The 21879-nt window shown below is 71.3% G+C and carries 23 protein-coding genes; 9 read left to right on the top strand and 14 right to left on the bottom strand.

The features are described 5' to 3' along the window. Positions 1 to 226: 226 nt before the first annotated feature. Positions 227 to 472, bottom strand: a complete 246-nt coding sequence (locus ACYVKZ_RS17525) for a hypothetical protein (RefSeq protein WP_307005588.1) — start codon at positions 470 to 472, stop codon at positions 227 to 229. Here ACYVKZ_RS17525 and ACYVKZ_RS17520 point away from each other — a divergent pair. Then, positions 435 to 1586, top strand: a complete 1152-nt coding sequence (locus tag ACYVKZ_RS17520) for an ABC transporter substrate-binding protein (protein WP_460993518.1) — start codon at positions 435 to 437, stop codon at positions 1584 to 1586. The two genes, ACYVKZ_RS17525 and ACYVKZ_RS17520, sit on opposite strands and share 38 nt — an antisense overlap. 159 nt (positions 1587 to 1745) lie before the next feature. Here the strand turns inward: ACYVKZ_RS17520 and ACYVKZ_RS17515 are convergent, their stop codons facing one another. The 5 genes from ACYVKZ_RS17515 to ACYVKZ_RS17495 all read right to left on the bottom strand — a co-directional run bounded on the left by ACYVKZ_RS17515 (position 1746) and on the right by ACYVKZ_RS17495 (position 6604). Further along, positions 1746 to 2612, bottom strand: a complete 867-nt coding sequence (locus ACYVKZ_RS17515) for an ABC transporter ATP-binding protein (protein WP_460993517.1) — start codon at positions 2610 to 2612, stop codon at positions 1746 to 1748. Beyond that, positions 2609 to 3721, bottom strand: a complete 1113-nt coding sequence (locus ACYVKZ_RS17510) for an ABC transporter ATP-binding protein (RefSeq protein WP_460993516.1) — start codon at positions 3719 to 3721, stop codon at positions 2609 to 2611. Before ACYVKZ_RS17510 ends, ACYVKZ_RS17515 begins: the two co-directional genes overlap by 4 nt. After that, the gene (locus tag ACYVKZ_RS17505; RefSeq protein WP_460993515.1) at positions 3718 to 4686 is read right to left on the bottom strand and encodes a branched-chain amino acid ABC transporter permease; all 969 of its coding nucleotides are present in this window, start codon (positions 4684 to 4686) and stop codon (positions 3718 to 3720) included. The genes ACYVKZ_RS17510 and ACYVKZ_RS17505 overlap by 4 nt, the downstream gene beginning before the upstream one ends. Before the next feature lie 10 nt (positions 4687 to 4696). After that, positions 4697 to 5932, bottom strand: coding sequence for a branched-chain amino acid ABC transporter permease (locus ACYVKZ_RS17500; RefSeq protein ID WP_460993540.1), 1236 nt, complete (start codon positions 5930 to 5932; stop codon positions 4697 to 4699). A gap of 375 nt (positions 5933 to 6307) precedes the next feature. Beyond that, a complete protein-coding gene (locus tag ACYVKZ_RS17495; RefSeq protein ID WP_460993539.1) occupies positions 6308 to 6604 on the bottom strand; it encodes a GroES family chaperonin in 297 nt (98 codons plus the stop codon). Between the two features lie 162 nt (positions 6605 to 6766). Here ACYVKZ_RS17495 and ACYVKZ_RS17490 point away from each other — a divergent pair, with 162 nt between their 5' ends. Further along, positions 6767 to 7708, top strand: coding sequence for a Bax inhibitor-1/YccA family protein (locus tag ACYVKZ_RS17490; RefSeq protein WP_460993514.1), 942 nt, complete (start codon positions 6767 to 6769; stop codon positions 7706 to 7708). Positions 7709 to 7783: 75 nt separating this feature from the next. On the opposite strand, the gene galK is transcribed toward ACYVKZ_RS17490, so the two are convergent. From galK to ACYVKZ_RS17475, 3 genes are read right to left on the bottom strand one after another with little or no spacing between them, the layout of a single operon-like run. Beyond that, complete coding sequence (gene galK / locus ACYVKZ_RS17485) at positions 7784 to 8953, bottom strand: galactokinase (protein ID WP_460993513.1); 1170 nt, start codon at positions 8951 to 8953, stop codon at positions 7784 to 7786. Continuing rightward, complete coding sequence (gene galT / locus ACYVKZ_RS17480) at positions 8950 to 10098, bottom strand: galactose-1-phosphate uridylyltransferase (RefSeq protein WP_460993512.1); 1149 nt, start codon at positions 10096 to 10098, stop codon at positions 8950 to 8952. Before galT ends, galK begins: the two co-directional genes overlap by 4 nt. Next, positions 10095 to 10892, bottom strand: a complete 798-nt coding sequence (locus tag ACYVKZ_RS17475; RefSeq protein ID WP_460993511.1) for a DeoR/GlpR family DNA-binding transcription regulator — start codon at positions 10890 to 10892, stop codon at positions 10095 to 10097. Before ACYVKZ_RS17475 ends, galT begins: the two co-directional genes overlap by 4 nt. Before the next feature lie 143 nt (positions 10893 to 11035). On the opposite strand from ACYVKZ_RS17475, the gene ACYVKZ_RS17470 reads away from it, so the two are divergent. From ACYVKZ_RS17470 to ACYVKZ_RS17455, 4 genes are read left to right on the top strand one after another with little or no spacing between them, the layout of a single operon-like run. Then, positions 11036 to 11986 carry an aldose 1-epimerase family protein gene (locus ACYVKZ_RS17470; RefSeq protein ID WP_460993510.1) on the top strand — a complete coding sequence of 317 codons (951 nt, stop codon included), beginning with the start codon at positions 11036 to 11038 and terminating at the stop codon, positions 11984 to 11986. Positions 11987 to 12027: 41 nt separating this feature from the next. Next, positions 12028 to 13206: an AI-2E family transporter gene (locus tag ACYVKZ_RS17465; RefSeq protein ID WP_460993509.1), complete on the top strand. Its 1179-nt coding sequence runs from the start codon at positions 12028 to 12030 to the stop codon at positions 13204 to 13206. 11 nt (positions 13207 to 13217) lie between these two features. Further along, entirely contained in the window at positions 13218 to 14471 is a 1254-nt protein-coding gene (gene ilvA, locus ACYVKZ_RS17460; protein ID WP_310077277.1) for a threonine ammonia-lyase, read from the top strand. A gap of 31 nt (positions 14472 to 14502) precedes the next feature. Beyond that, the gene (locus ACYVKZ_RS17455) at positions 14503 to 15099 is read left to right on the top strand and encodes a rhomboid family intramembrane serine protease (protein WP_460993508.1); all 597 of its coding nucleotides are present in this window, start codon (positions 14503 to 14505) and stop codon (positions 15097 to 15099) included. Positions 15100 to 15184: 85 nt separating this feature from the next. Here ACYVKZ_RS17455 and greA read toward each other — a convergent pair whose 3' ends face one another. Both greA and ACYVKZ_RS17445 read right to left on the bottom strand, forming a co-directional pair. Then, the gene (gene greA, locus ACYVKZ_RS17450; protein ID WP_310077279.1) at positions 15185 to 15682 is read right to left on the bottom strand and encodes a transcription elongation factor GreA; all 498 of its coding nucleotides are present in this window, start codon (positions 15680 to 15682) and stop codon (positions 15185 to 15187) included. Positions 15683 to 15856: 174 nt separating this feature from the next. Next, positions 15857 to 16273, bottom strand: a complete 417-nt coding sequence (locus ACYVKZ_RS17445) for a DUF4307 domain-containing protein (RefSeq protein WP_460993507.1) — start codon at positions 16271 to 16273, stop codon at positions 15857 to 15859. A gap of 18 nt (positions 16274 to 16291) precedes the next feature. Between ACYVKZ_RS17445 and mca the strand changes: the two genes are divergently transcribed. From mca to ACYVKZ_RS17430, 3 genes are all read left to right on the top strand, one after another. Then, positions 16292 to 17197, top strand: a complete 906-nt coding sequence (gene mca / locus ACYVKZ_RS17440; protein WP_460993506.1) for a mycothiol conjugate amidase Mca — start codon at positions 16292 to 16294, stop codon at positions 17195 to 17197. Positions 17198 to 17201: 4 nt separating this feature from the next. Next, entirely contained in the window at positions 17202 to 17522 is a 321-nt protein-coding gene (locus ACYVKZ_RS17435) for a hypothetical protein (RefSeq protein WP_460993505.1), read from the top strand. Between the two features lie 151 nt (positions 17523 to 17673). Further along, positions 17674 to 19077 carry an MFS transporter gene (locus ACYVKZ_RS17430; protein WP_460993504.1) on the top strand — a complete coding sequence of 468 codons (1404 nt, stop codon included), beginning with the start codon at positions 17674 to 17676 and terminating at the stop codon, positions 19075 to 19077. Here ACYVKZ_RS17430 and ACYVKZ_RS17425 read toward each other — a convergent pair. Genes ACYVKZ_RS17425 through ACYVKZ_RS17415 form a run of 3 tightly spaced genes read right to left on the bottom strand, consistent with a single transcriptional unit; the run spans position 19067 to position 21822 of the window. After that, entirely contained in the window at positions 19067 to 19405 is a 339-nt protein-coding gene (locus ACYVKZ_RS17425) for a hypothetical protein (RefSeq protein WP_460993503.1), read from the bottom strand. The genes ACYVKZ_RS17430 and ACYVKZ_RS17425 overlap by 11 nt on opposite strands. 6 nt (positions 19406 to 19411) lie before the next feature. Further along, complete coding sequence (locus tag ACYVKZ_RS17420) at positions 19412 to 21259, bottom strand: bifunctional polysaccharide deacetylase/glycosyltransferase family 2 protein (protein WP_460993502.1); 1848 nt, start codon at positions 21257 to 21259, stop codon at positions 19412 to 19414. Beyond that, a complete protein-coding gene (locus ACYVKZ_RS17415; protein ID WP_460993501.1) occupies positions 21256 to 21822 on the bottom strand; it encodes a hypothetical protein in 567 nt (188 codons plus the stop codon). The genes ACYVKZ_RS17420 and ACYVKZ_RS17415 overlap by 4 nt, the downstream gene beginning before the upstream one ends. Positions 21823 to 21879 lie beyond the last annotated feature (57 nt).

Genomic DNA, 21879 nt, shown 5'->3' with positions numbered 1-21879 from the left:
GACGGGGGGCTGGGAGCGCTCTTAAAATCCGCTCAGTCAGGGTTCGAGTCCCTGCTGGGGCACCATGTCTGGAGCAGACCTCTGCAGGCGTTACAAGGCTGTGACCTCAATCACTGTAACCCTCGTTAACCGTTGAATTAGCCTGTCTTCTAATCAGGAACACCTGATTGTTCGCATCAGGGGCTTTCCGCGCCCTTCGATGGAGGAGATTACGCATGATTCAACGTCACCAGGCTGCGCCCCGGGCGGCGAAGCTGGCTGCACTCGGCATCGGGGTCGCCATCCTGGCGACCGCGTGCAGCGGTTCCTCGGGTACGCCGTCGAGCTCCAGCTCGAGCAGCGCCGCCGCCTCCGGCACGATTTCCTGCCCCGCACCGAGCTCGTCGGCCGGTGCCGGGAGCGCTTCGGCCGCGGCCACCGTCGCCCCCGGGGACGTGCCGAAGTCCTCGACCACGTCGCCGACCCCGCTCAAGCTCGGCTCGCTCCTCCCGCAGACGGGTGCGCTCGCGTTCCTCGGCCCGCCCGAGATCGCCGGCGTGAACCTCGCCGTGAAGCAGATCAACGACGCCGGCGGCGTCCTCGGCCAGAAGGTCGAGATCACGCACCGCGACTCCGGTGACACGACGACGGACATCGCGACCCAGTCGGTGACGAACCTCCTCGGGCAGGGCGTGTCCGCGATCATCGGCGCGGCGTCCTCGGGTGTCTCCAAGACGGTGATCAACCAGATCACCGGCTCCGGCACCGTGATGTTCTCCCCGGCGAACACGTCGCCGGACTTCAGCACCTGGAACGCGAAGGGGCTCTACTGGCGCACCGCCCCGTCCGACGTCCTCCAGGGCCGGGTGCTCGGCAACTACATGGCCTCGTGCGGTGCCCAGACGCTCGGCATGATCGTCCTCAACGACGCCTACGGCACTGGCCTGCGCGACAACGTCCAGAAGGCGTTCGAGGGCGCCGGCGGCAAGGTCGTCGACCAGGAGCTGTTCAACGAGGGCGACTCGCAGTTCAGCTCGCAGGTGGACAAGGTCGTGGCCGCCAAGCCGGACGCGATCGCGGTCATCTCCTTCGACCAGGCCAAGCAGATCATCCCGCTGCTGACCGCCAAGGGCGTCAAGCCGACGCAGCTGTTCTTCGTCGACGGCAACACCTCGGACTACAGCAAGGACCTCAAGCCGGGCACGCTCAAGGGTGCCCAGGGCACGACCCCCGGGACGTTCGCGAAGGACGACTTCAAGAAGCAGCTCGCCACGGTGGATTCGGGCCTGAAGGACTACAACTACGCCGGCGAGTCCTGGGACGCCGTGAACCTGATCGCGCTCGCGGCCGAGGAGGCCAAGAGCACCAAGGGCACGGACATCGCAGCGCACCTGCAGGACGTCTCCGAGGGCGGCGAGAAGTGCTACGACTTCGCCAGCTGCGTCACGCTCCTGCGCCAGGGCAAGGACATCGACTATGACGGCAAGTCCGGCCCGGTCTCCTTTGCCAAGAACGGCGACCCGCAGGAGGCCTACATCGGCATCTACCAGTTCGACGACAACAACAAGCCGCAGCCGGTCCGCGAGGAGTTCGGCAAGCTGAGCTGACCCAGCACGCTGGGAAGCCCGGCTCAGGGCCCCGGTCCCCGCGGGGGACCGGGGCCCTGGCGCATCCCGGCGCGGAAAGGGCTGGCGCTCCCGGCGGCCCGCAGACGACGGCGCCGCCCCACCCGAGGAGGGTGGGGCGGCGCCGTCGTGCGGGGGAGGCTAGTCCGCCTGGCCGGCCGCCTTCCCCGGGCCGTGGCCCTCAGCGGGCTGGCCCTCGACCGTGTGGGCCTCTGCCGTCTGGCTCGCGGCTGGCTGGCCCTCGACCGTGTCGGCGAGGGTGCCGAGGTAGAGCTGGATGACCTTCGGGTCCTTGAGCAGCTCCCGGCCGGTCCCGGTGTAGGCGTCGCGGCCCTGGTCGAGGACGTAGCCCCGGTCGCAGATCTGCAGGCAGCGACGGGCGTTCTGCTCGACCATGATGACGGAGACGCCGGCGCGGTTGATCTCGTGCACCCGCAGGAAGGTCTCGTCCTGCTTGACGGGGGAGAGGCCGGCCGAGGGCTCGTCGAGGAGGAGCACAGCGGGGTCCATCATGAGGGCCCGGCCCATGGCCACCATCTGCCGCTCGCCGCCCGAGAGCGAGCCGGCCCGCTGCGCCCGGCGCTTGCCGAGCTCGGGGAACAGCTCCGTCACGAAGTCCCAGCGCTCCTTGAACGCCTTGGGCCGCTGGAACATGCCCATCTGCATGTTCTCCTCGATCGTGAGCGTCGTGAAGACGTTGTTGTTCTGCGGCACGAACCCGAGGCCCCGGCTCACGAGCTTGTTCGCCTTGAGCCCGGTCAGGTCCTGCCCGCGCACCACGACGGAGCCGGAATGGACCTTGACGAGCCCGAACATGGCCTTGAGCAGCGTCGACTTCCCGGCCCCGTTCGGGCCGATGATGCCGATCAGCTCGCCCTTGCGCGCCTCGATGCTGCAGCCGTTGAGGATGTTGACCCCGGGCAGGTAGCCGGCCACGAGCTTCGTGACGGTCACGACAGCCTCGCCGTCCGGCGCCGGGGGCGCCGCGGGTGCGGTGTGCTCGCTCACTTCTGCTCCTCCTTGCCGGCGTCCAGGGTCGCGTCGCTGGCGCCGTGGGCGCCCTCGCCGGTGGTCCCGTGGACGGCCTCTCCCGACGCGGCGCGGTGCTTGCCCGGTTTGGTCACGGTGATCGTCTCGGCCTCGGCAAGGACGGACTCCTCGGAGATGATCCCCGCGTCGGCTGTGCCGACCACCGACTCCTCGTCCGCGGCCAGCTCCTGCTCGAGCTCCTTCAGGCCGCCCGCGGCGCCGAGGTCCACGTCGTGGTGGGCGCCCAGATAGGCGTCGATCACGGCCTGGTCCTTCATCACGTCGGCGGGCGGGCCCTCGGCCACGACCTTGCCCTCGGCCATGACCACGACCCAGTCGGCGATGTGGCGGACCATGTGCATGTCGTGCTCGACGAACAGCACGGTCATGCCCTCGGCCTTGAGGTTCTTGATGTGGTCGAGGAGGCTCTGGGTCAAGGCGGGGTTCACGCCTGCCATCGGCTCGTCGAGCATGACGAGCTTGGGGTTGACCATGAGCGCCCGGGCCATCTCGAGGAGCTTGCGCTGGCCGCCCGAGAGGGACGCGGCGTAGTCGTCGCGCTTGGCATCGAGTTTGAACTTGGCCAGCAGCTCCTCGGCCTTGGCCGTGATGTCCTTCTCGCGGCCGCCCCAGATCCCGCGGAACAGGGCGTTGCGGAGCTTCTCGCCGGGCTGCTCGGAGGCGCCGAGCCGCATGTTCTCGATGACGGTCAGCTTGCCCATGACCTTGGTCAGCTGGAAGGTGCGTACCATCCCGAGCCTGGCCACCTTGTAGGAGGCCATCCCGGCCAGGTCGCGGCCCTCGAACTGCCACGTCCCAGACTGGGGCGTGTCGAAGCCCGTGAGGAGATTGAACAGGGTCGTCTTGCCGGCGCCGTTGGGCCCGATCAGCGCGGTGATCTTGTGCCGCGGGATCTCCAGGTGCTCGACGTCCACGGCATTGATGCCGCCGAAGCGCCGGCTCACGTTGTCCGCGACGACGATCGGGTCGCGCTTGCGGCAGCCCGGGGCTGCCACCCCCTCGCTGATGGGGCGGCTGTCCGTCATGTAGTCGACGGCGCCGCCGGCGGTGGTGTGTGCCTCGCTCATGAGAATGCGAGCTCCTTCTTGTTGCCGAACACGCCCTGCGGCCGGAAGATCATCAGCAGCATGAGGGCGACGCCCACGAGGATGTAGCGCAGCTGGCCTGCCTGGGTGGGGCTGAGGAACGGCAGGACGCCGATCTGGATCAGCCCGAAGAGCACGTTCTGGGTCAGGGAGAGCACGACCCAGAAGATCATGGCCCCCACGATCGGCCCGAGCACCGTGGCCATGCCGCCGAGGAGGAGGCAGGTCCACAGGAAGAACGTGAACTCGGTGCCGTAGTTCGCCGGCTGGACGACGTCGCGGGGGAGGGTGAACACGAGCCCCGCGAGGGAGCCGAGGATGCCGCCGATTACGAGCGCCTGCATCTTGTACGAGTAGACGTTCTTCCCCAGCGAGCGCACGGCCATCTCATCCTCGCGGATGCCCTTGAGGACGCGGCCCCAGGGGCTGCGCATGAGCAGCCAGACCCCCACGCCGAAGATGACGACGAGTCCCCAGCCGAAGAACCGATAGAAGAAGTCGGGGCTGCTGTAGCCGAGGTAGTTCCCCGGCGGGAAGGGGTTGAGCCTCAGGAAGTCCTGGCGGAAGCCGGCGAGGCCGTTCGCCGAGCCGGTGACGTCGGTGAGGGTGTTGGTCGTGACGATGTAGCGGATGATCTCCGCCGCGGCGATGGTCACGATCGCGAGGTAGTCCGCCCGCAGCCGCAGGGTCGGGATGCCGAGGATGAGGGCGAACACGACCGAGGCCACGACCGCCACGATGAGGGCGAGCCAGAACGGGAAGCCGAGGTGGATCGTGCTCATCGAGAACGCGTAGGCGCCGACCGCGATGAAGCCGGCCTGGCCGAAGTTGAGCAGCCCCGAGTAGCCGAAGTGCACGGCGAGGCCGAGTGCGGCGAGGGCGTAGGCCGCCGTCGTGGGGCTGACGAGCTCGCCGAGCGCCTCGAGAAGAATCTGTCCGAAATCCATGGTGGCCTCCTCAGCCCACTCGCTCACGCCGGCCCAGGATGCCCTGGGGCCGGAACAGGAGGACGAGGATCATGACGACCAGCGCCCCGACGTACTTCAGGTCCGAGGTGAGGCCGAAGACCGTGGTGAGCTCCACGAAGATGCCCACCACGATGGACCCCACGAGGGCGCCGAACACGGTCCCGAGGCCACCGAGGGTCACGCCCGCGAAGATCATGAGCAGCAGCTGCTGGCCCATGTTGAAGGAGACCCCCGGGCGGTAGTACGCCCACAGGATCCCGCCGAGCGCCGCGAGGAAGCCGCCGGTGACCCAGACGAGCCGGATGACGCGGTCCACGTCGATCCCGCTCGCCGCCGCGAGGGCCGGGTTGTCGGCGACGGCGCGGGTCGCCTTGCCGAGCCGGGTCCGCAGCAGGGCGAAGGCTATCAGGAGGATCACGACGACGGAGATCAGCAGCGACCACAGGTTGTTCGGGGAGATCGAGACGACCCCCAGGTCGATGTCCGTGGACTGGGAGTAGGGGAGCTGCTGGGTTGCGCCCCCGAAGAAGAAGAGGATCACGTAGCGGGAGGCCAGGGCGAGGCCGATGCTGACGATCATCATGGGGACGAGTCCCGTCCCGCGCCGCCGCAGGGGCTTCCACAGGAAGGCGTCCTGGACGTAGCCGAAGGCGATCCCGGCCGCGAGCCCGGCGAGGATGGCGAGCCAGAACGGCACGCCCACGGCGCTCGTCGAGAAGACGACGACGGCACCGAGCGTGACCATCTCCCCGTGGGCGAAGTTCGTCAGGCCGGTGGTGCCGAAGATGAGCGAGAGGCCCACGGCGGAGAGCGCCAGGAGCAGGCCGAAGCTCAGGCCCGCGACGAGGCGGTTGGCCAGATTCGTGAAGAAGCTCTCCTGGTGCACCTGGATGCCGGCCCCAAAGGCGAAGATGGTGCTCGCGTTGGAGGTCTGGCTGAAGGTCACCGTCCGGGGGTTCTCCTGCCCGTCGGCGAGCTTGATGCCCTGGGGCAGCGTGGACTCGTCGAGGGTCACCTTGTAGCTGCCCTGGGTGGGCACCGAGATCGTCCACGCCCCGGAGGCCGAGGACGTGGTGCTGCCGGTGAAGCCATTGCCCTCGGCCGTGATCTTGACGCCTTGGAGCGGCTGGCCCGCATTGCGCAGGAAGCCCGAGATGCTGTTCTGGAACTGGGACTGGCTGGGGCCCGGGCTGGGCGAGGTCGTCGCCTCGGCGGCCGGGGCCATGGCCAGGAGCACTGCGAGGATGGCGCCGATCAGGGCGCCTGCCGCCACCAGTGCGCGCCGCGCGCGCAACCTGGGGACGGTCGAGGCTGTGCGTCTCACGTGGGGCCTCCGTCTGTACGGGTGCGGCTGGGGGTGCCAGCCGGTGGTCGGTGCAGCGGGCACGGCCGATCGCCGGAGCTGAGGCCCGGGGTGTGACGAACCTCACCCGCTGGACGTCATGTTACCCGCGGGGCGGGGGCCGATCGGCGGCGCGGAGGGGTGCTGGAGGTCGCGATCCGGTAACAACTGTGAAGCTGTGCCCCAATGCTTCTTTAGGGCAGCTTTGGGGTGGGGGCGGGGCCCGTCCGAGCGGTGCCGGCCGCGCTCAGAGGCCGGTCAGAGGTAGAGGCCGAGGTCCCGCGCGGGCTCGTCGCTCTCGGCGACGGCGTGGAGGTCGCGCTCGCGCAGCAGGACATAGTCCTTGGCCGCGACCTCGACCTCGGCGCGGTCCTCGGGGTCGAAGAGCACATGGTCGCCGACCGCGACCTGCCGGACGCTGGGGCCGGCGGCGACGACCTCGGCCCAGGCGAGCCGCTTGCCGAGCACGGCGGTCGCCGGGATGACGATGCCGGACGCGGAGCGCCGCTCGCTCGCCTCCTTGTCCAGCTCGACCAGGATGCGGTCGTGGAGCATCCGCAGGGGGAGGTGGGGCTGGGGGGCGGAGGTCGCGTCGTTCGGCACCGCAACAGTGTAGCGGCGGGAACTTCTGGGGCCTCCCGGGCGTGCTCTCCAGTAGCGGCTCCCCAGCACCCGCGGGGCCGCGACACCGCAGCATGAGATGGACAAGGAGCCGACATGGCATTTGGGGGCAACCCGGTCTTCCGGGGGAAGAACTACAGGAGCGCCGTGGCCACCGCCGCGCCCGCCCAGCCCCAGGGCCGCAGCCCGTACGAGCAGGCCCCGTACGGCCAGGCCCCGTACGGCCAGGCCCCCTACGGCGAGACCCAGTACGGCCAGGGGCCCTACGGGCAGCCGGGGTACCCGCAGCAGCCCATGACGCCCGAGCAGCTCGACAAGCTGTACCGCTCGCCGTCCGCGGGCCCCGCCGAGACGGGACGCATGACGTACGACGACGTGATCGTCCGCACGCTCGCCTGCCTCGGTTTCGTCGTGGTCGGGGCCGCGGTGACCTTGGCTGTCCCGGCGAGCGCGGCGCTCGGTCTCATGGTCGTCGGTGCGCTCGGCGGCTTCGTCCTCGCGCTGGTCAACTCGTTCAAGCGCGAGCCCGTGGCCGGGCTCATCCTGGCCTACGCCGGCCTCGAAGGCCTGTTCCTCGGCGGCATCACGCGCCTGATCGACGCGGTCGCCCCCGGCGTGGGGCTGCAGGCGGTCATCGGCACCGTCGTCGTGGCGGCCGTGACGCTCGGCCTGTACAAGAGCGGCAAGGTGCGGGCCACCCCGCGCCTGGCGAAGTTCCTCCTGATCGCCCTCGTGAGCTACCTCGCGTTCAGTCTCGTCAACGTGGTCATCATGCTCGTCAACCCGGGCCTCGGGGCGTGGGGGCTCCGCAGCAGCGTGCACATCTTCGGCATCCCGCTGGGGGTGTTCGTGGGCCTGTTCGCGATCGTCCTCGCGGCGATCTCGCTCATCTTCGACTTCAACAGCATCGAGCAGGGCGTCCGCGCCGGCGCTCCGCGCTGGTTTGCCTGGACTGCAGCGTTCGGGCTGACGGTCACCCTCGTGTGGCTCTACACCGAGCTGCTCAGGCTCCTGGCGATCCTCAACAGCAACGACTGAGGCGCCGAGCGCACGGAGCCCCCGGACCGCCGTCCGGGGGCTCCGTGCTGCAGGGGGCGCCGCCGCGGCCCGGGGTCAGAGGACCCGGCGGGCGCCGTCGGCCGGGACCACGGTGAAGAGGTCCGGGGCGGCAAACCCCGCACGGCGGAACGCGGCCGTGACGGCGTCCCGGACCGCTCCCTCGGCAGCGCGCGGGATCAGGGCGATCGCCGACCCGCCGAAGCCGCCGCCGGTCATGCGGGCCCCGAGGGCGCCGGCCGAGCGCGCGGCCTCCACGGCGAGGTCGAGCTCCGGGCACGAGATCTCGAAGTCGTCCCGCATCGAGGCGTGGCTCGCGTCCAGCAGGGGCCCGATAGCGGCCGGCCCCCCGGAACGCAGCACCGCGACGGTCTCCAGGACCCGCTCGTCCTCGGTCACCACGTGCCGCACGCGGCGGAAGGTCACCGGATCAAGGAGGCCGCGGGCCTCGGCGAGGTCCTCGGAGGAGACGTCCCTCAGTGCGGCGACGCCGAGGACGTCCGCGCCGAGCTCGCACGATGCCCGGCGCTCGGCGTAGCCGCCCCCCGCATGCGAGTGCGCCACCTTGGTGTCGACGACGAGGACGGCCAGGCCCGCGGCGTCGGCGTCGAACGGGATGAGCTCGACGCCCTGGTCGCGGCAGTCGAGGAACACGGCGTGCCCGGAGGCCCCGCGCAGCGACGCCGACTGGTCGAGGATCCCCGTGGGCGCGCCGACGAACGCGTTCTCGGCGCGCTGGGTGATCAGCACGAGGTCTTGGGGGGCAAGATCGGCTCCGGCGAGCTCGGCAAGGGCCGTCACGACGGCGCACTCGATGGCGTGCGAGGAAGACAGGCCCGAGCCCACCGGGACGGTCGAGTCGAGCGCGAGGTCGAACCCGGGCAGGCCGACGCCGTGCTCGGCGAGGGCCCACGCGACCCCGACGGGGTAGACGCTCCACCCGGGGGCCGCATCGCGGGAGAGCGCGTCCAGGTCGAGCTCGACGACCCCGCCGCCGTGCGTGGACAGGAGCCGGACGAGCCTGTCGGGGCGAGCCCGCACGGCCACGTGCGCCGCGAGGTCGATCGCGAACGGCAGGGCGAAGCCCTCGTTGTAGTCGGTGTGCTCCCCGATGAGGTTGACCCTGCCCGGTGCCCGCCACACGCCGTCGGGCGCACCGCCGAAGGCCTCCGAGAAGGCGCGCAGGGCGGCCCCGGCGGCCTCCTGCGGGGGGAGGTTGAGGCTCATGCGGGGGCCTTTCCGGTGGCTGTGCGGGCGGCGGAGGCGCCGGCGAGGGCTCCGCGAAGCCGGGCAGCGACCTGCTCGGGGGTGGTGTCGTTGATGAAGGCGCCCATGGCTGCCTCGGACCCCGCAAGGAACTTCAGCTTGTCGGCCGCCCGGCGCGGGGAGGTGAGCTGGAGGTGGAAGCGGGCCGCGGGCCGCAGGGAGGCCTCGAGCGGGGCCTGGTGCCAGGCCGCGATGTAGGGGGTCGGCGTCGGGTACAGCGCGTCCAGGCCCCGCAGGAGCGAGAGGTAGGCGTGGGCGAGCTCGTCCTTCTCCTCGCCGGCGAGGGCGGAGAAGTCGGCGACGTGGCGGTGCGGGACGAGGTGGACCTCGAGCGGCCAGCGCGCGGCGAACGGCACGTACGCCGTGAAGTGCTCCCCCTCGAGGACCACGCGCTCGCCGGCCGCGCGCTCGCGGTCCAGGAGCGTCCCGAGCAGGGTGGCCCGCCCGTCCGCGTGGTCGTAGAACCGGCGTGCGGCGGCGCCGAGCTGCGCGGCCCGCGGGGTGACGTAGGGGTAGGCGTAGATCTGGCCGTGGGGGTGGTGCAGGGTCACGCCGATCTCCGCCCCCCGGTTCTCGAACGGGAAGACCTGGCGGACGCCGGGCTGCGCGCTCAGGGCGGCGGTGCGCTGGGCCCACGCCTCGACAACGGTGCGGGCGCGCTCGTAGGGCAGCTGGGCGAAGGATCCGGTGTGGCTGGAGGTGAAGGACACGACCTCGCAGCGGCCGACGGCGGGCACGGTGTCGCCCCAGGGCAGCGCCGGGGGGACCACCGCCGTGTCCGGCCCGAGCGACGGGAAGCGGTTCTCGAACACCACCACGTCGTAGTCCGCGTCGGGGATCTCGGAGGCGTTGGACGGCGTGCTGGGGCACAGGGGGCAGGCCTCTGCGGGCGGCAGGTGGGTACGGGACTGGCGGTGTGCCGCGACGGCCACCCAGTCTCCGGAGAGCTCGTCGTAGCGCAGCTCGCCGGGAGCGGCGCGGTGCTCGAGGCCGCGCTGATCGGCCACCGGCACGCGCGGCGGCGTGCCCGGGTCGTCGAAGTACAGCAGCTCGCGGCCGTCGGACAGCCGCGCCGGCGTGATCCTCGGGGCATGGGGTGCAGTCACTGTGCTCCCTTCGTGGGTCGGGCGTCCTCGACGGCCGCGACGATGAGGTCGGGGACGTGCTGGCGCAGCTCGTCCAGGGCCGCGGCGGAGAGGCCGTCATCGGTGATGAGGGTGTCCACCGCGCTCAGGGGCAGGATCCGGGCGAGGCCCACGAGGCCGTACTTGCTGTGGTCGGCGAGGACCACGAGCCGGGCGGCTGCCTCCGCGGCGGCGCGGTTCGCCTCCGCCTCGAGCATGTTCGGGGTGGTGAGGCCGGCGCGGGGATGCAGCCCGTGCACGCCCATGAAGCACACCTCGACGTGGAGCTGGCGGAGCGTTGACGTCGCGAGCGGCCCCACGAGGGCCTCGGAGGGCGTCCGCTCCCCGCCGGTGAGGATGGTCCGCACCGCGCCGGCGGCGCCGAGGGCCTCGACCACCTTGATCGAGTTCGTCGCGACCGTGAGGTCCGGGATGCCCGCGAGGAGGCGCGCAAAGGTGAAGGTCGTCGTGCCCGCGGTGACGAAGATGGTCGCGCCCGGCCGGACCAGCTCGACCGCCTGCTGGGCGATGGCGCTCTTGGCGTCGGGGCGGTGCTCGCTCTTGACCTCGAACCCGAGTTCGGTGAACCCGACGTCCGTGGGCCGGGCCGCACCTCCGTGCACGCGCCGGGCCAGCCCCTGCTGCTCGAGGTGCTCGATGTCGCGCCGGATGGTCATCTCCGAGACGCCGAGCGTCGCCGCGAGCTCGGTCACCCGCACGGCCTCGCGCCGCTCGAGCTCCGCGATGATGTACGCATGGCGTTCAGCAGCCAGCATCGGTCCCCCCGCCTCGGCTCCCCGGCAGGGGAGTCGACTAACAGAAACAACAGCTTTCTAACAAAAGATAACATTCTGGCGGTCTGCTGGGAAGACCCTCCGGCAGCGAGGGCACAGGGCCCGGGGCGGACTAGCGTGGTCCCATGACACCTTCGCCGACCGCCCGCCGCGCCGCCACCGGCCGGCAGTACGAACTCCGGCGCGCGGGCGCCGTCGCCGTCGTCACCGAGCTCGCCGCCGGCCTTCGGTCCTACGCGCGCGACGGCGTTGCCCTCACCGAGACGTACGGCGACGGCCAGATCCCGCCCGGGGCGACCGGCATCACCCTCGCGCCCTGGGCGAACCGGATCGAGGACGGACGGTGGTCCCTCGACGGCCGTGTCCAGCAGCTGGACATCACCGAGCCCAAGTACGGGCACGCGAGCCACGGACTGCTGCGCAATACCGGCTACAGCCTCCTCGAGCAGACGGAGTCGGCGGTGGCACTCGAGGCCGTCGTCTTCCCGCAGCACGGGTACCCGTTCCTCCTCCGCCACCGGGTCGACTACGCGCTCGAGTCCGATGGCGGCCTCAGCGTCACCCAGACGCTGGCCAACGACTCGGATGCCTCCGCTCCGTTCGTGCTCGGCGCCCACCCCTACCTGCGCATCGGCGATGTCCCCAGCGAGGAGCTCACGCTCACCGTCTCGGGCCGGACCCGGCTCATCGCCGACCAGCGCCTCATTCCCCGGTCTTCCGCGCCGGTCTCCGGCCCCGCAGACCTCCGCGGAGGCCAGCCTGTCTCTGCCCTCGCCCTCGATTCCGGCTACACCGACCTCGCCTTCGAGGACGTTGCGGATGACGGCGAGGGGTCGCCCCGGGCTGCCCGCGCGACGCTCGCTGCAGCGGACGGGCGCAGCGTGTGGCTGTGGCAGGAGAATACGTGCCCCTACACCCACGTCTTCGTCACCGACACCTTCCCGGGGCGCGCCAAGGCGGTGGCCCTCGAGCCGATGAGCGGGGCAGCGAACGCGTTCAACAGCGGGGCGGGGCTCGGCTGGCTCGAGCCCGGCGCCTCGGCCTCCATCCGGTGGGGGATAGGCTCGGAGCTCTAGGGGCGCGGCGGGCGCCTGGAGGCCTCTGGCAGGATGGGGCCATGGAGCCCACACGCCCCGGACCCCGCCCCGCGCCTGCCCGGGCCGCCCGCCCCGTGACCGATGCCGACCTGCCTTTCGCCCTGCGGGTCGCGGCCGCCTGGTCCTGGCGCACCGCGATCATCCTCGTGGTCGCGTGGGCCATCGCCTGGGCCCTCGCGCAGCTGAGCTTCCTGGTGATCCCCGTGCTCGTCGCGGCCCTGCTCGCCGGCCTGCTCAGCCCCGTGGTCGGCTGGCTCCGGCGCGCCCGCGTCCCCCTGGGGCTCGCCGTCGCGATCACCGAGATCGGCTTCATCGCGGCCGTCTCGGGCCTGCTCACCCTCGTGGGACGCCAGATCTCCATCGGCTTCGCGCAGCTCTGGGACGAGGCGCTCGCCGGCCTGGCCGAGGTGCAGAAGTGGCTCGCGGAGGGCCCGCTGCAGGTCACCTCGTCCCAGCTCGAGGCCTACACCAACGACGCCCAGCGCCTCCTCCAGTCGAACCAGGGCACCCTCGTCAGCGGCGTGCTCAGCGTGGGGTCCTCCGCAGGCCACTTCCTCACGGGGGCGCTCATCGCCCTGTTCGTCCTCGTCTTCTTCCTGCTCGAGGGCGCGCGCATCTGGAGCTTCCTCGTGGGACTCCTGCCGAGGCAGGCGCGGCCGGCCGCCGACGGCGCCGGGCGCCGGGGATGGACCTCGCTCGTGAGCTACGTGCGCGTGCAGGTGCTCGTCGCCGCGGTCGACGCGGTGGGCATCGGCGTCGGCGCGGCGATCCTGGGCGTGCCCCTCGCGCTGCCCCTCGGGATCCTCGTCTTCGTCGCGTCCTTCATCCCGGTGGTCGGCGCGCTCGTGAGCGGCGCGGTGGCCGTGCTGCTCGCGCTCGTGGCGAACGGACTCGTCAACGCCGTCATCATGCTCGTCATCGTCGTGGCGGTCCAGCAGATCGAGTCGCACGTGCTCCAGCCGCTCATCATGGGCCGCGCCGTCTCCCTCCATCCCGTCGCCGTGATCCTCGCAGTCGCCGCCGGCTCGTACATCGCCGGCATCCCCGGAGCCCTCTTCGCGGTGCCCACCCTCGCCGTCACGAACTCGGCCGTGCGCTACATCGCGGCCCGAGGGTGGGAGAACTCGTGGGAAACTGGAGATGCGCCGGCGCCCTCGGACGGCGCCGGAGACGTTCCGCCATCCCGTGAAGCCCCCTAGGAGCACTGAGCATGAAGGCCCTCTCGACTCTCGCTGTGACGCTCGACGACGTTCTTGCCGCACAGGAGCTGCTCGAGGGCATTATTGCCCGGACCCCGATTGAGCAGTCCCGCGCGCTGGGACAGCAGATCGGCGGCGAGGTCTTCTTCAAGTGCGAGAACCTCCAGCGGGCCGGGTCGTTCAAGGTCCGCGGCGCCTACGTGCGCATGGCCCGGCTGAGCGAGTCGGAGAAGCGCCGGGGAGTGGTGGCGGCCTCCGCCGGGAACCATGCCCAGGGCGTCGCCTCCGCGGCCAAGCGCCTCGGCATCCGCGCCCGCATCTACATGCCGCTCGGCGTCGCCCTGCCGAAGCTGCAGGCGACCCGGAGCCACGGCGCCGAGGTGGTCCTGCATGGCCACAACGTCGACGAGGCGCTGGCCGAGGCCAAGCGCTTCGCGGACGAGACGGGCGCCGTGTTCGTGCACCCCTTCGACAACGCGGACGTCGTCTCGGGGCAGGGGACGATCGGCCTCGAGATCCTCGAGCAGGTCCCGGACGTGGACACGGTCCTGATGGGCGTCGGCGGCGGCGGACTCCTGGCCGGCGTCACCGTGGCGCTGAAGGCCAAGGCCGCCGAGCTCGGACGCGAGATCCGCGTGATCGGCGTCCAGGCCGAGAACGCGGCGGCCTACCCGCCCTCGCTTGCCGCGGACGCCGTGGTGCCGCTGCCGAAGGTCGCGACGATGGCGGACGGCATCGCCGTGGGCCTCCCGGGCCAGATCCCGTTCAGCATCATCCGGGAGCTCGTGGACGACGTGGTCACGGTGAGCGAGGACTCGCTGGCCCGTGCCCTGATCTTCCTGCTCGAGCGGGCCAAGCTCGTGGTCGAGCCCGCCGGGGCGGTGGGGGTGGCCGCCCTCATGGACGGCAAGCTCGCCGAGCTCGGCATCGACGCGAAGAAGACGGTTGTGATCCTCTCGGGGGGCAACATCGACCCAATGCTCATGCTCAAGGTCATCCAGCGCGGCCTCTCCGCCGCCGGGCGCTTCCTCACCGTCCGCATGATGCTCGACGACCGCCCGGGCTCGCTCGCCACGATCTCCCGCATCATCGCCGAGAACGACGCGAACGTCACCGGCGTGGACCACACCCGAGTCGGCGGCTCGATCGCCATGGGCGACGTGGCGATCACCATCGACATGGAGACCAAGGGCCACGAGCACTCCGACCAGGTGCTGCGCGCGCTGCGCGCCGAAGGGTTCCAGCCGATCGTCATGCACGTCTGAGGCCACGCGGTCGTGGCGGGAGGGGGCAGGGATGGACACGCGCCTCGCAGTGCGGGCCCGGGCCGGTCTCGCGACCATGACCGCCGTGACAGCGGTGCTCTACCTGATCGAACTCGTGAACATGGCCACCTTCGGGCTGCTCACGCGCCTGTTCGGGATCAGGCCCCGCGACGTGAGCAGCCTGCCCGACGTCCTCACCTCGCCCCTCGTCCATGACTCGACGAGCTGGGCCCACCTGCTCGCCAACACCCTGCCCCTGTTCGTCTTCGGATTCCTCGCCTTCCTCGCGGGCCTGAGGCAGTTCCTCACCGCCGTGGTCCTCTCCTGGTTCGGCTCGGGACTGGGCGTGTGGATGTTCGGGAGCCTCCTCGGCCACCCGTCGATCACGGTCGGCGCGTCCGGGGTGATCTTCGGCCTGTTCGGGTTCCTGCTCGTGCGCGGATTCTTCAACCGCAGCTGGGGGCAGATCCTGCTCGCGCTCGTGCTGTTCGCCGTCTACGGCGGCGTGCTCCTGGGCATCCTGCCCACGGTGGGCAGAGGCATCTCCTGGCAGGCCCACCTGTTCGGCCTCGCCGGCGGCGTGGCCGCAGCCATCGTCCTCAGGCCCCGCGGGCGCGCGGCGGCCTGAGCCGCCCTGGCTCCCAGATGCCGACGGCGCCGTCCCCCCGCGAGGGGAGCGGCGCCGTCGGGCGTCTGGGCGTGCTGGGGCGGGATCAGCCGTTGTAGGGCGTGGCCGAGATGATCTCGACCTTGATCTCCTTGCCGTTCGGGGCGGTGTAGGACAGCTTGTCGCCCTGCTTGTGGCCGACGATCGCGGCACCGAGCGGGGACTTCTCGCTGAACACGTCCATGTCCGTGCCGCCGTCGGCGATCTCGCGCGAGCCGAGGAGGAAGCGCTCCTCCTCGCCGGCGATCTTGGCGACCACGAGCATGCCGGGCTCGACGACGCCGTCGTCCGCGGGTTTCTCGCCCACGTGGGCGTTGCGCAGCAGGTCGGTCAGCTGGCGGATGCGGGCCTCGATCTTGCCCTGCTCCTCCTTGGCGGCGTGGTAGCCGCCGTTCTCCTTGAGGTCGCCCTCCTGGCGGGCAGCCTCGATCCTCTCGACGATCTCATGACGGCCGGGCCCTGAGAGGTGGTCCAGCTCGGCCTTGAGACGGTCGTACGCCTCCTGCGTGAGCCAGGGGCCGCCCTGATGGGTCGTGGTGGACATGTCGTCTCCTTGTAACGTCTCTCCATGCAAAGACCCCACCAGCGGAACGTACGCACCTGATACGAGGCGCGATGCCTCGGGAGCGCTTTCTCGACCACCGGCGGGGCAATGGGTATTAGACCAGTCTAGTGATCCGGGGTCCCAATCCCAAGCTGGCCTGCGGGGCGTGTCCGGCTAGGCGCCCTTGAGCCAGCAGGAGTCGACGACGCCGGAGACCGCCGCGGTCTCGGTGCGCAGCGGGACCCGCTGCAGACTCGTGGTGGTCCCCGAGCTGCCGGCGTCCGGGCCGATCTCGACCTCCTTGAAGCCCACCACGGCGTAGGTGTCGGACAGGGCGTGGACGGCGCAGACGGCGGTGGCGGAGGCGGCCTTGGTCACCTGGAAGTCGATCTCGGCGTGCCACGGGTCCGGGGTCGAGAAGCCGATGTCGTTCGAGCTCACGCCGGCGCGCACGGTCGACGTGTAGGTGAGCCATGCGGCCACCGCGATGCCCACCACGAGGGCCACGACGATGACGATCCGGGCCCTCTGCCTGGTGAATCCGCGCCGGGGGGCGCCGTAGCGGGCAGCGAGAGCGGGGGAGTCGGTCACCTGACTATTCTAGGAGACGTGTCAGAGACCGATAGCGCCCTGCGCCTCCTCGCCGTGCACGCCCATCCCGACGACGAGTCGAGCAAGGGCGCCCCGATGATGGCGAAGTACCTCGCCGAGGGACACGAGGTGATGGTCGTCTCCTGCACCGACGGCTCCCGCGGGGACATCCAGAACCCGCACATCGTCGACGCCCCCCATCCCCGGCGGGACATGGCCGGGGCGCGGCGCCTCGAGATGGCGGCCGCCCGCGAGGTCCTCGGGGTCGACCACCGCTGGCTCGGGTTCATCGACTCGGGCCTGCCGGAGGGCGACCCGCTGCCGCCGCTGCCGTGGGGCTCCTTCGCGACGCTGCCGATCGAGCAGGCCTCTGCGCCGCTCGTGCGGCTCATGCGCGAATTCCGCCCGCACGTGGTCGTGGCCTACGACGAGAACGGCGGCTACCCCCACCCCGACCACATCATGGCCCACCGCGTGGCTGTCGAGGCGTTCCGGGCCGCGGGAGAGGACGGTGCCTACCCTGACGCCGGGGCACCCTGGGCCCCCTCGAAGCTCTACTACGACGTCTCGTTCAACCCGGACAAGGTCCGCCGCATCCATGACGCGCTCGTCGCCGCCGGGCTCACCTCGCCGTACGCCGACTGGATTGCCCGGGCCTCCGAGAACGACGCCGAGGGGCACCGGCCCTGGACCACGCGCCACCGGGTGACCACCCATGTGGAGTGCGCCGAGTACTTCGAGGTCCGGGACCGGGCCCTGCTCGCCCACGCCACGCAGATCGACCCGGACGGGTGGTTCTTCGCCGTCCCGCTCGAGCTGCGCCAGCGCGAGTGGCCCTGGGAGGACTACGCCCTCATCAAATCGGCGGTGGGCTTCCCGGAGGAGGGGACGACCGAGGGGGACCTCTTCGCCGGGCTACGATAGATCGGTGCAGAATCTCCTCGTTGCCCTCACCCAGACACCGGCCCCGTCGCCCTCGGGCTCCCTGCGGCCGGGGCTCAGCGAGGACATGATCACCCCCGGGAACTGGGGGTTCGCGGCCACCGCCTTCGTGGTGCTCCTGACGATCTTCCTGATCATCGACATGGTCCGGCGCCTCCGCCGCATCCGCTACCGCGCCCAGGTCGAGGAGTCCCGCGCCGGCGAGGGGGCCGGCGCCGGCGAAGAGCCCGGCGGACCGGAGGCCAGCGGCTCCCCGCAGAAGGGCCCGGGCGCCTCGGGGCGCGACCGCGCCGACGGCCGCCCCTGATCTTCCCGGACCCCCATGGCAACGCGTGGCAACGTGTTGCCGGAGGATTCCCCGAGGCTTAGTCTCGCTGTGCCCGGCACGACGGTGACCGGGGCCACAGGCCACGGAGTCCGGTACCCGGTGCGGGACTCCCGACAGGGGGGAGGCACCGATGGACCAGACGACCATCCGCAGGCTGTCCGACGAGGCGACGCAGCTGCTGATGAACAAGGCCGGCACGGTGTCCAGCCGGCGCGGCGGCTGGATGATGATCGCCACGATCCTCATCGAGGCGTGGGACCTGTATGCGCTCTCCTTCGTCCTCGTGTTCATCAAGACCGAGTACCACCCCACCGCGTTCGAGCTCGGCTGGCTGACCGCCGGCGTCCAGGGCGGCGCGCTCCTCGGAGCGGTGCTCGGCGGCGTCGTCGCGGACAGGCTGGGCCGCAAGCGGGTGTTCATCCTCACGATGGTGCTGTTCATCGTGCTCGCGATCGCGCAGGGCTTCTCGCAGAACGTGTGGGACCTGATCATCCTGCGCATCCTCATCGGCATCCCGCTCGGGTCCGACATCTCCAACGGCTACGCCTACATCATGGAGTCGATGTCCAGGGGTGCCCGCGACAGGATGGGCAGCCGCTGGCAGGGGATGTTCGGCCTCGGCGAGGTGCTCTCGATCGTGGTCATCACCATCATGTACGTCACCGGGATCGACCACGCCATCCTGTGGCGGGTGGCGCTGGCCATCGGCGCGGTGCCCGCCTTCATCCTCCTGCTGGCCCGGCTCGACCTGCCCGAGACCCCGCTGTCGCTGATCCACCAGGGCAGGTTCGCCAAGGCCAAGGAAGTCTCGCTGCGCCTCTTCGACGAGCCGCTGGACATGCTCCCGAACGAGGACGTGAAGCTCCTGCGGCCCAAGGTGGGCGACTTCCTGCAGGTGATCTGGGCCGACCGCACCAAGCGGCGCGCCACGGTCTTCGCGTGGATCTCCAACGCGTGCCAGGGCGCGGAGTTCACGGCCTTCGGCTTCTACCTGCCCGTGATCCTCGTGACCGCCGGCGTCGGAGTCGCCTCCAACGCCAACATGACGGGAACGAACATCGTCACCGCGGCCATCTATGTCCTGGCCACGATCTCGGGCTTCCTCGCCCCGGTGATGATCCACCGCACGGGCCACCGCGGCGTGGCGATGTGGGGCTTCGGGCTCGCGTTCGTCGGCCTCGTGCTGGGCGCGTTCGCGCTGGGCGCCAAAATCGAATGGCTGATCGTCCTGGGTGCGGCAGTGCTCATGTGGGGCCACTACTGGGACGCCTCCAACGGCATGACGATCGCGTCCATGGTCGCGCCCGCGCGGTTCAAGGCCACGGCCTCCGGATTCGGCTACGTCTTCGTGAAGGCGGCCTCGTTCTTCGGCGCGTTCGTGTTCCCGTTCATGACTACCGCGTGGGGCCCTGTCGGGGCGACCCTGGCCGTCTCCGTCCTGTCCCTCATCGGGTTCCTCTCCGCGAAGTTCATCCTCCCGGAGGTCTACAACTACATCGAGTCCGAGGAGGTCCGCGCCGAGGTCACCGACTGACGGACCCCTCGGACGCGGCCGGGACATTCAGGCTCCCGTAGCGTTCCATGCGGTGCCATTTCAGGTGCAGGCCGGCGAGCGCCGTGAACACGGACTGGATCACCACGAGGTACATGAGCTGGCGGTACACGACCTGCTGCAGGGGCAGCGTCCACAGCGGCCCCAGCTTCTCGCGGTCGAGTCGGAACGCGTAGGCCGCCATGGCCAGCTGGGCGCCCATGAAGGCCAGCCACAGCACGCCGATCCGCACGGGGTCGAGGAACACCAGGCCGTACAGCGCGAACACGTCCACGATCGGCGCGAAGAGCGGCAGGAGGACCTGCAGCACGAGGAGCTAGCCGAGCCCGCGTCGTCCCAGCTTGCCCGCCGCGCCACCCTGCAGCACGGCCCCGCGGTGCTTCCACATCGCCTGCAGGGTCCCGTAGCACCACCGGTACCGCTGCTTCCAGAGGGCCCCCAGGGTTGCCGGGGCCTCGGTCCAGGCCCGCGCGCTGTCCTTGTACACCACCCGCCAGCCGTCCCGGCACAGCGCCATGGTCAGGTCCGTGTCCTCCGCGAGCGTGTCGCTGCTGACGCCGCCGAGGCGCAGCAGCACGTCGCGCCGGAAGGCGCCGATGGCCCCCGGGACGGTCGGCATGCATTCGGCGAGGTCGAACAGCCGCCTGTCCAGGTTGAACCCGACGACGTACTCGATGTGCTGCCACGCCCCCAGGACGCCGCCCCGGTTGGCCACCTTGGTGTTGCCCGAGACAGCACCGACCCGGGGATCGGCCAGGGGCTGCACGAGCGCACGGACGGTGCCCGGTTCGAAGACCGTGTCGCCGTCGACCATGACGACCACCCCGTGCGAGGCCGCGCGCAGCCCCGTGTTGAGCGCCGAGGGCTTGCCGCCGTTCTCCTGGCGCAGCACGGTCACCCCGGGGAGCGCCAGGGCCTCGACGATGTCCGCGGTGCCGTCCGTCGAGCCGTCGTCCACCACGATGATCTCCACCGGATAGTCGGAGGCGGCGATAGACCGCACGGCGGCCTCGATGCCCGCAGATTCGTTGTAGGCCGGAACGATCACCGTGACCGGCTCGGTGACCTCCGGCCGCAGCGGCGCATCCCGTCGGCGCCGCCCGCGCCGCGCGAGCCGGTGGTGGCGGGACGCCACGGCCACCACGAGGACGGCCCGGACCAGCGTCACGACTCCGCTCACGGCGAGCAGCCACGAGATCACGCCCACGACCGTCCCGCTGGCCTGGACGCCGCCCACAAATGCGGCCCCGATGGCCTGCTCCGCCGGAGGGGCCGTGCGCATGGTCGCGATGCCCAGCGCATCGCCCACGCTCGTGACACGGTCCCCCTGGGCCGCAGCCCGCTCGAGCACCTGCTCGAGGGCCGACACGGTCTGGCTGCGGTCGCCGCCGCCGTCGTGCATGAGCAGGACCTGGCCCTGGCTGCCCGTCGGAACGGCGTTCTTGACGATCTGCGGCACTCCCGGCCGCGACCAGTCCTCGCTGTCGAGCGTGCTGAGCACCGTGAGGTAGCCGTCGGAGGCACTCGAGAGCATTGCGGACCACGTCTGCGTGGTGACCGCATCGTTCTCCGAGCTGTACGGGGGACGCAGGAGCGTGGCGGTCCTGCCGGTGATCCCGGTGACAGCACGCTGGGCGCCCTGCACCTCGAGCTGGCGCCGCCACTCGGGGATCTGCCCCAGGTCGGCGTGCGTGAGCGTGTGGATCCCGACCTCGTGGCCCTCGGCGATCATCCGGCGGACGAGGTCGGGGTGGTCGATCGCCGCCGTGCCCACCACGAAGAAGGTCGCGTGGACATGGTGGGCCTTGAGGACGTCCAGGATCCGGGGAGTCCACGTGGGGTCGGGCCCGTCGTCGAAGGTGAGGGCCAGGGTGCGCTCGGGCGGGCGGGCGGTGCGGACCGTGGACGACCTCGCGTCGACCACGGGGCCCCCGTCGAGTACCGAGGCCGGCACCCCTGAAGAGCCGGTCGCGGCCGCCACGGAGTCGTCCCCGATCCCGGCCAGATGCTGGGTGTAGCCCTGGACGGCCAGGGCGAGCGCGAGTCCGATCAGCAGCGCCGCGAGCACGATCCAGTGGGTGCGGACCCGGCCCGGCTGCCGGCCGGCCGCGCGTCCGCGGTGGGGCCGCCGCGTCCCCCGCAGGGGCGTCCGCGTGCCGGTCACGGGTGCGCGGGCGGGGTCGCGCGGCGCGTCTGCCCGGGGGCAGCGGGGTTTCCGGGGGCCGGCTGCTGCGTCGCGGCCGGCGTCGGCGCGGGGGCCGGAGCCGCGGGTGCGGCAGTGGGGGCCGGGGCCTGCTGGGCCGGTGCCGCGGGCGCCGCTGCGCCGCCTGCAGCATTCGGCGCCGCCGGACCTGGCGCGACCTGCGCCGCCGGAACGGGGACCGCCGTCGGAACCGGCTGCGCGCCGGCGCCTCCCGCGCCTCCCGCGGCGCCGGCATCGGCGCTCGCGCCCGGGCCGGTCGTCCGGGCGGACGGCGGACTGGGCGGAGGCGCCGCCGGGGCCGTCGGCGGGGCCGGGAGGGGGAGGAAGGGGGCGGCCGCATTGGGGCTTCCACCGAGGAGGGCGAGCCCTACGACGCCCAGGTACCCGGCCACGAGGATCAGGGCCACGGCCCCCGCGGCGCGGACGAGCTGGAGCTTGCGGCCCGTCGAGTCCACGAAGATCGGACGGGCAGCGCTCGGTGAGGGCGTGCGGCTGCTGGGGATGCTGCTGGGGGGAGTGTCCATCGGTAGGACAGTGTAGGCGGTGCCCCGCCCGGACGGCACTCCGGAGGCCCTCCTCCC

The organism is Sinomonas soli (assembly GCF_054782415.1).
This window is presented reverse-complemented; position numbering and strand designations above follow the sequence as displayed.

Excerpts from the sequence above, each read along its gene's own strand:
- ACYVKZ_RS17505 (WP_460993515.1), bottom strand. The coding sequence starts at position 4,686 with ATGGATTTCGGACAGATTCTTCTCGAGGCGCTCGGCGAGCTCGTCAGC.
- ACYVKZ_RS17455 (WP_460993508.1), top strand. The coding sequence starts at position 14,503 with ATGGACACGCGCCTCGCAGTGCGGGCCCGGGCCGGTCTCGCGACCATG.
- ACYVKZ_RS17510 (WP_460993516.1), bottom strand. The coding sequence starts at position 3,721 with ATGAGCGAGGCACACACCACCGCCGGCGGCGCCGTCGACTACATGACG.
- ACYVKZ_RS17415 (WP_460993501.1), bottom strand. The coding sequence starts at position 21,822 with ATGGACACTCCCCCCAGCAGCATCCCCAGCAGCCGCACGCCCTCACCG.
- ACYVKZ_RS17500 (WP_460993540.1), bottom strand. The coding sequence starts at position 5,932 with ATGGCCCCGGCCGCCGAGGCGACGACCTCGCCCAGCCCGGGCCCCAGC.
- ilvA (WP_310077277.1), top strand. The coding sequence starts at position 13,218 with ATGAAGGCCCTCTCGACTCTCGCTGTGACGCTCGACGACGTTCTTGCC.
- ACYVKZ_RS17430 (WP_460993504.1), top strand. The coding sequence starts at position 17,674 with ATGGACCAGACGACCATCCGCAGGCTGTCCGACGAGGCGACGCAGCTG.
- greA (WP_310077279.1), bottom strand. The coding sequence starts at position 15,682 with ATGTCCACCACGACCCATCAGGGCGGCCCCTGGCTCACGCAGGAGGCG.
- ACYVKZ_RS17495 (WP_460993539.1), bottom strand. The coding sequence starts at position 6,604 with ATGCTCCACGACCGCATCCTGGTCGAGCTGGACAAGGAGGCGAGCGAG.
- ACYVKZ_RS17470 (WP_460993510.1), top strand. The coding sequence starts at position 11,036 with ATGACACCTTCGCCGACCGCCCGCCGCGCCGCCACCGGCCGGCAGTAC.
- galK (WP_460993513.1), bottom strand. The coding sequence starts at position 8,953 with ATGAGCCTCAACCTCCCCCCGCAGGAGGCCGCCGGGGCCGCCCTGCGC.
- ACYVKZ_RS17475 (WP_460993511.1), bottom strand. The coding sequence starts at position 10,892 with ATGCTGGCTGCTGAACGCCATGCGTACATCATCGCGGAGCTCGAGCGG.
- ACYVKZ_RS17490 (WP_460993514.1), top strand. The coding sequence starts at position 6,767 with ATGGCATTTGGGGGCAACCCGGTCTTCCGGGGGAAGAACTACAGGAGC.
- ACYVKZ_RS17465 (WP_460993509.1), top strand. The coding sequence starts at position 12,028 with ATGGAGCCCACACGCCCCGGACCCCGCCCCGCGCCTGCCCGGGCCGCC.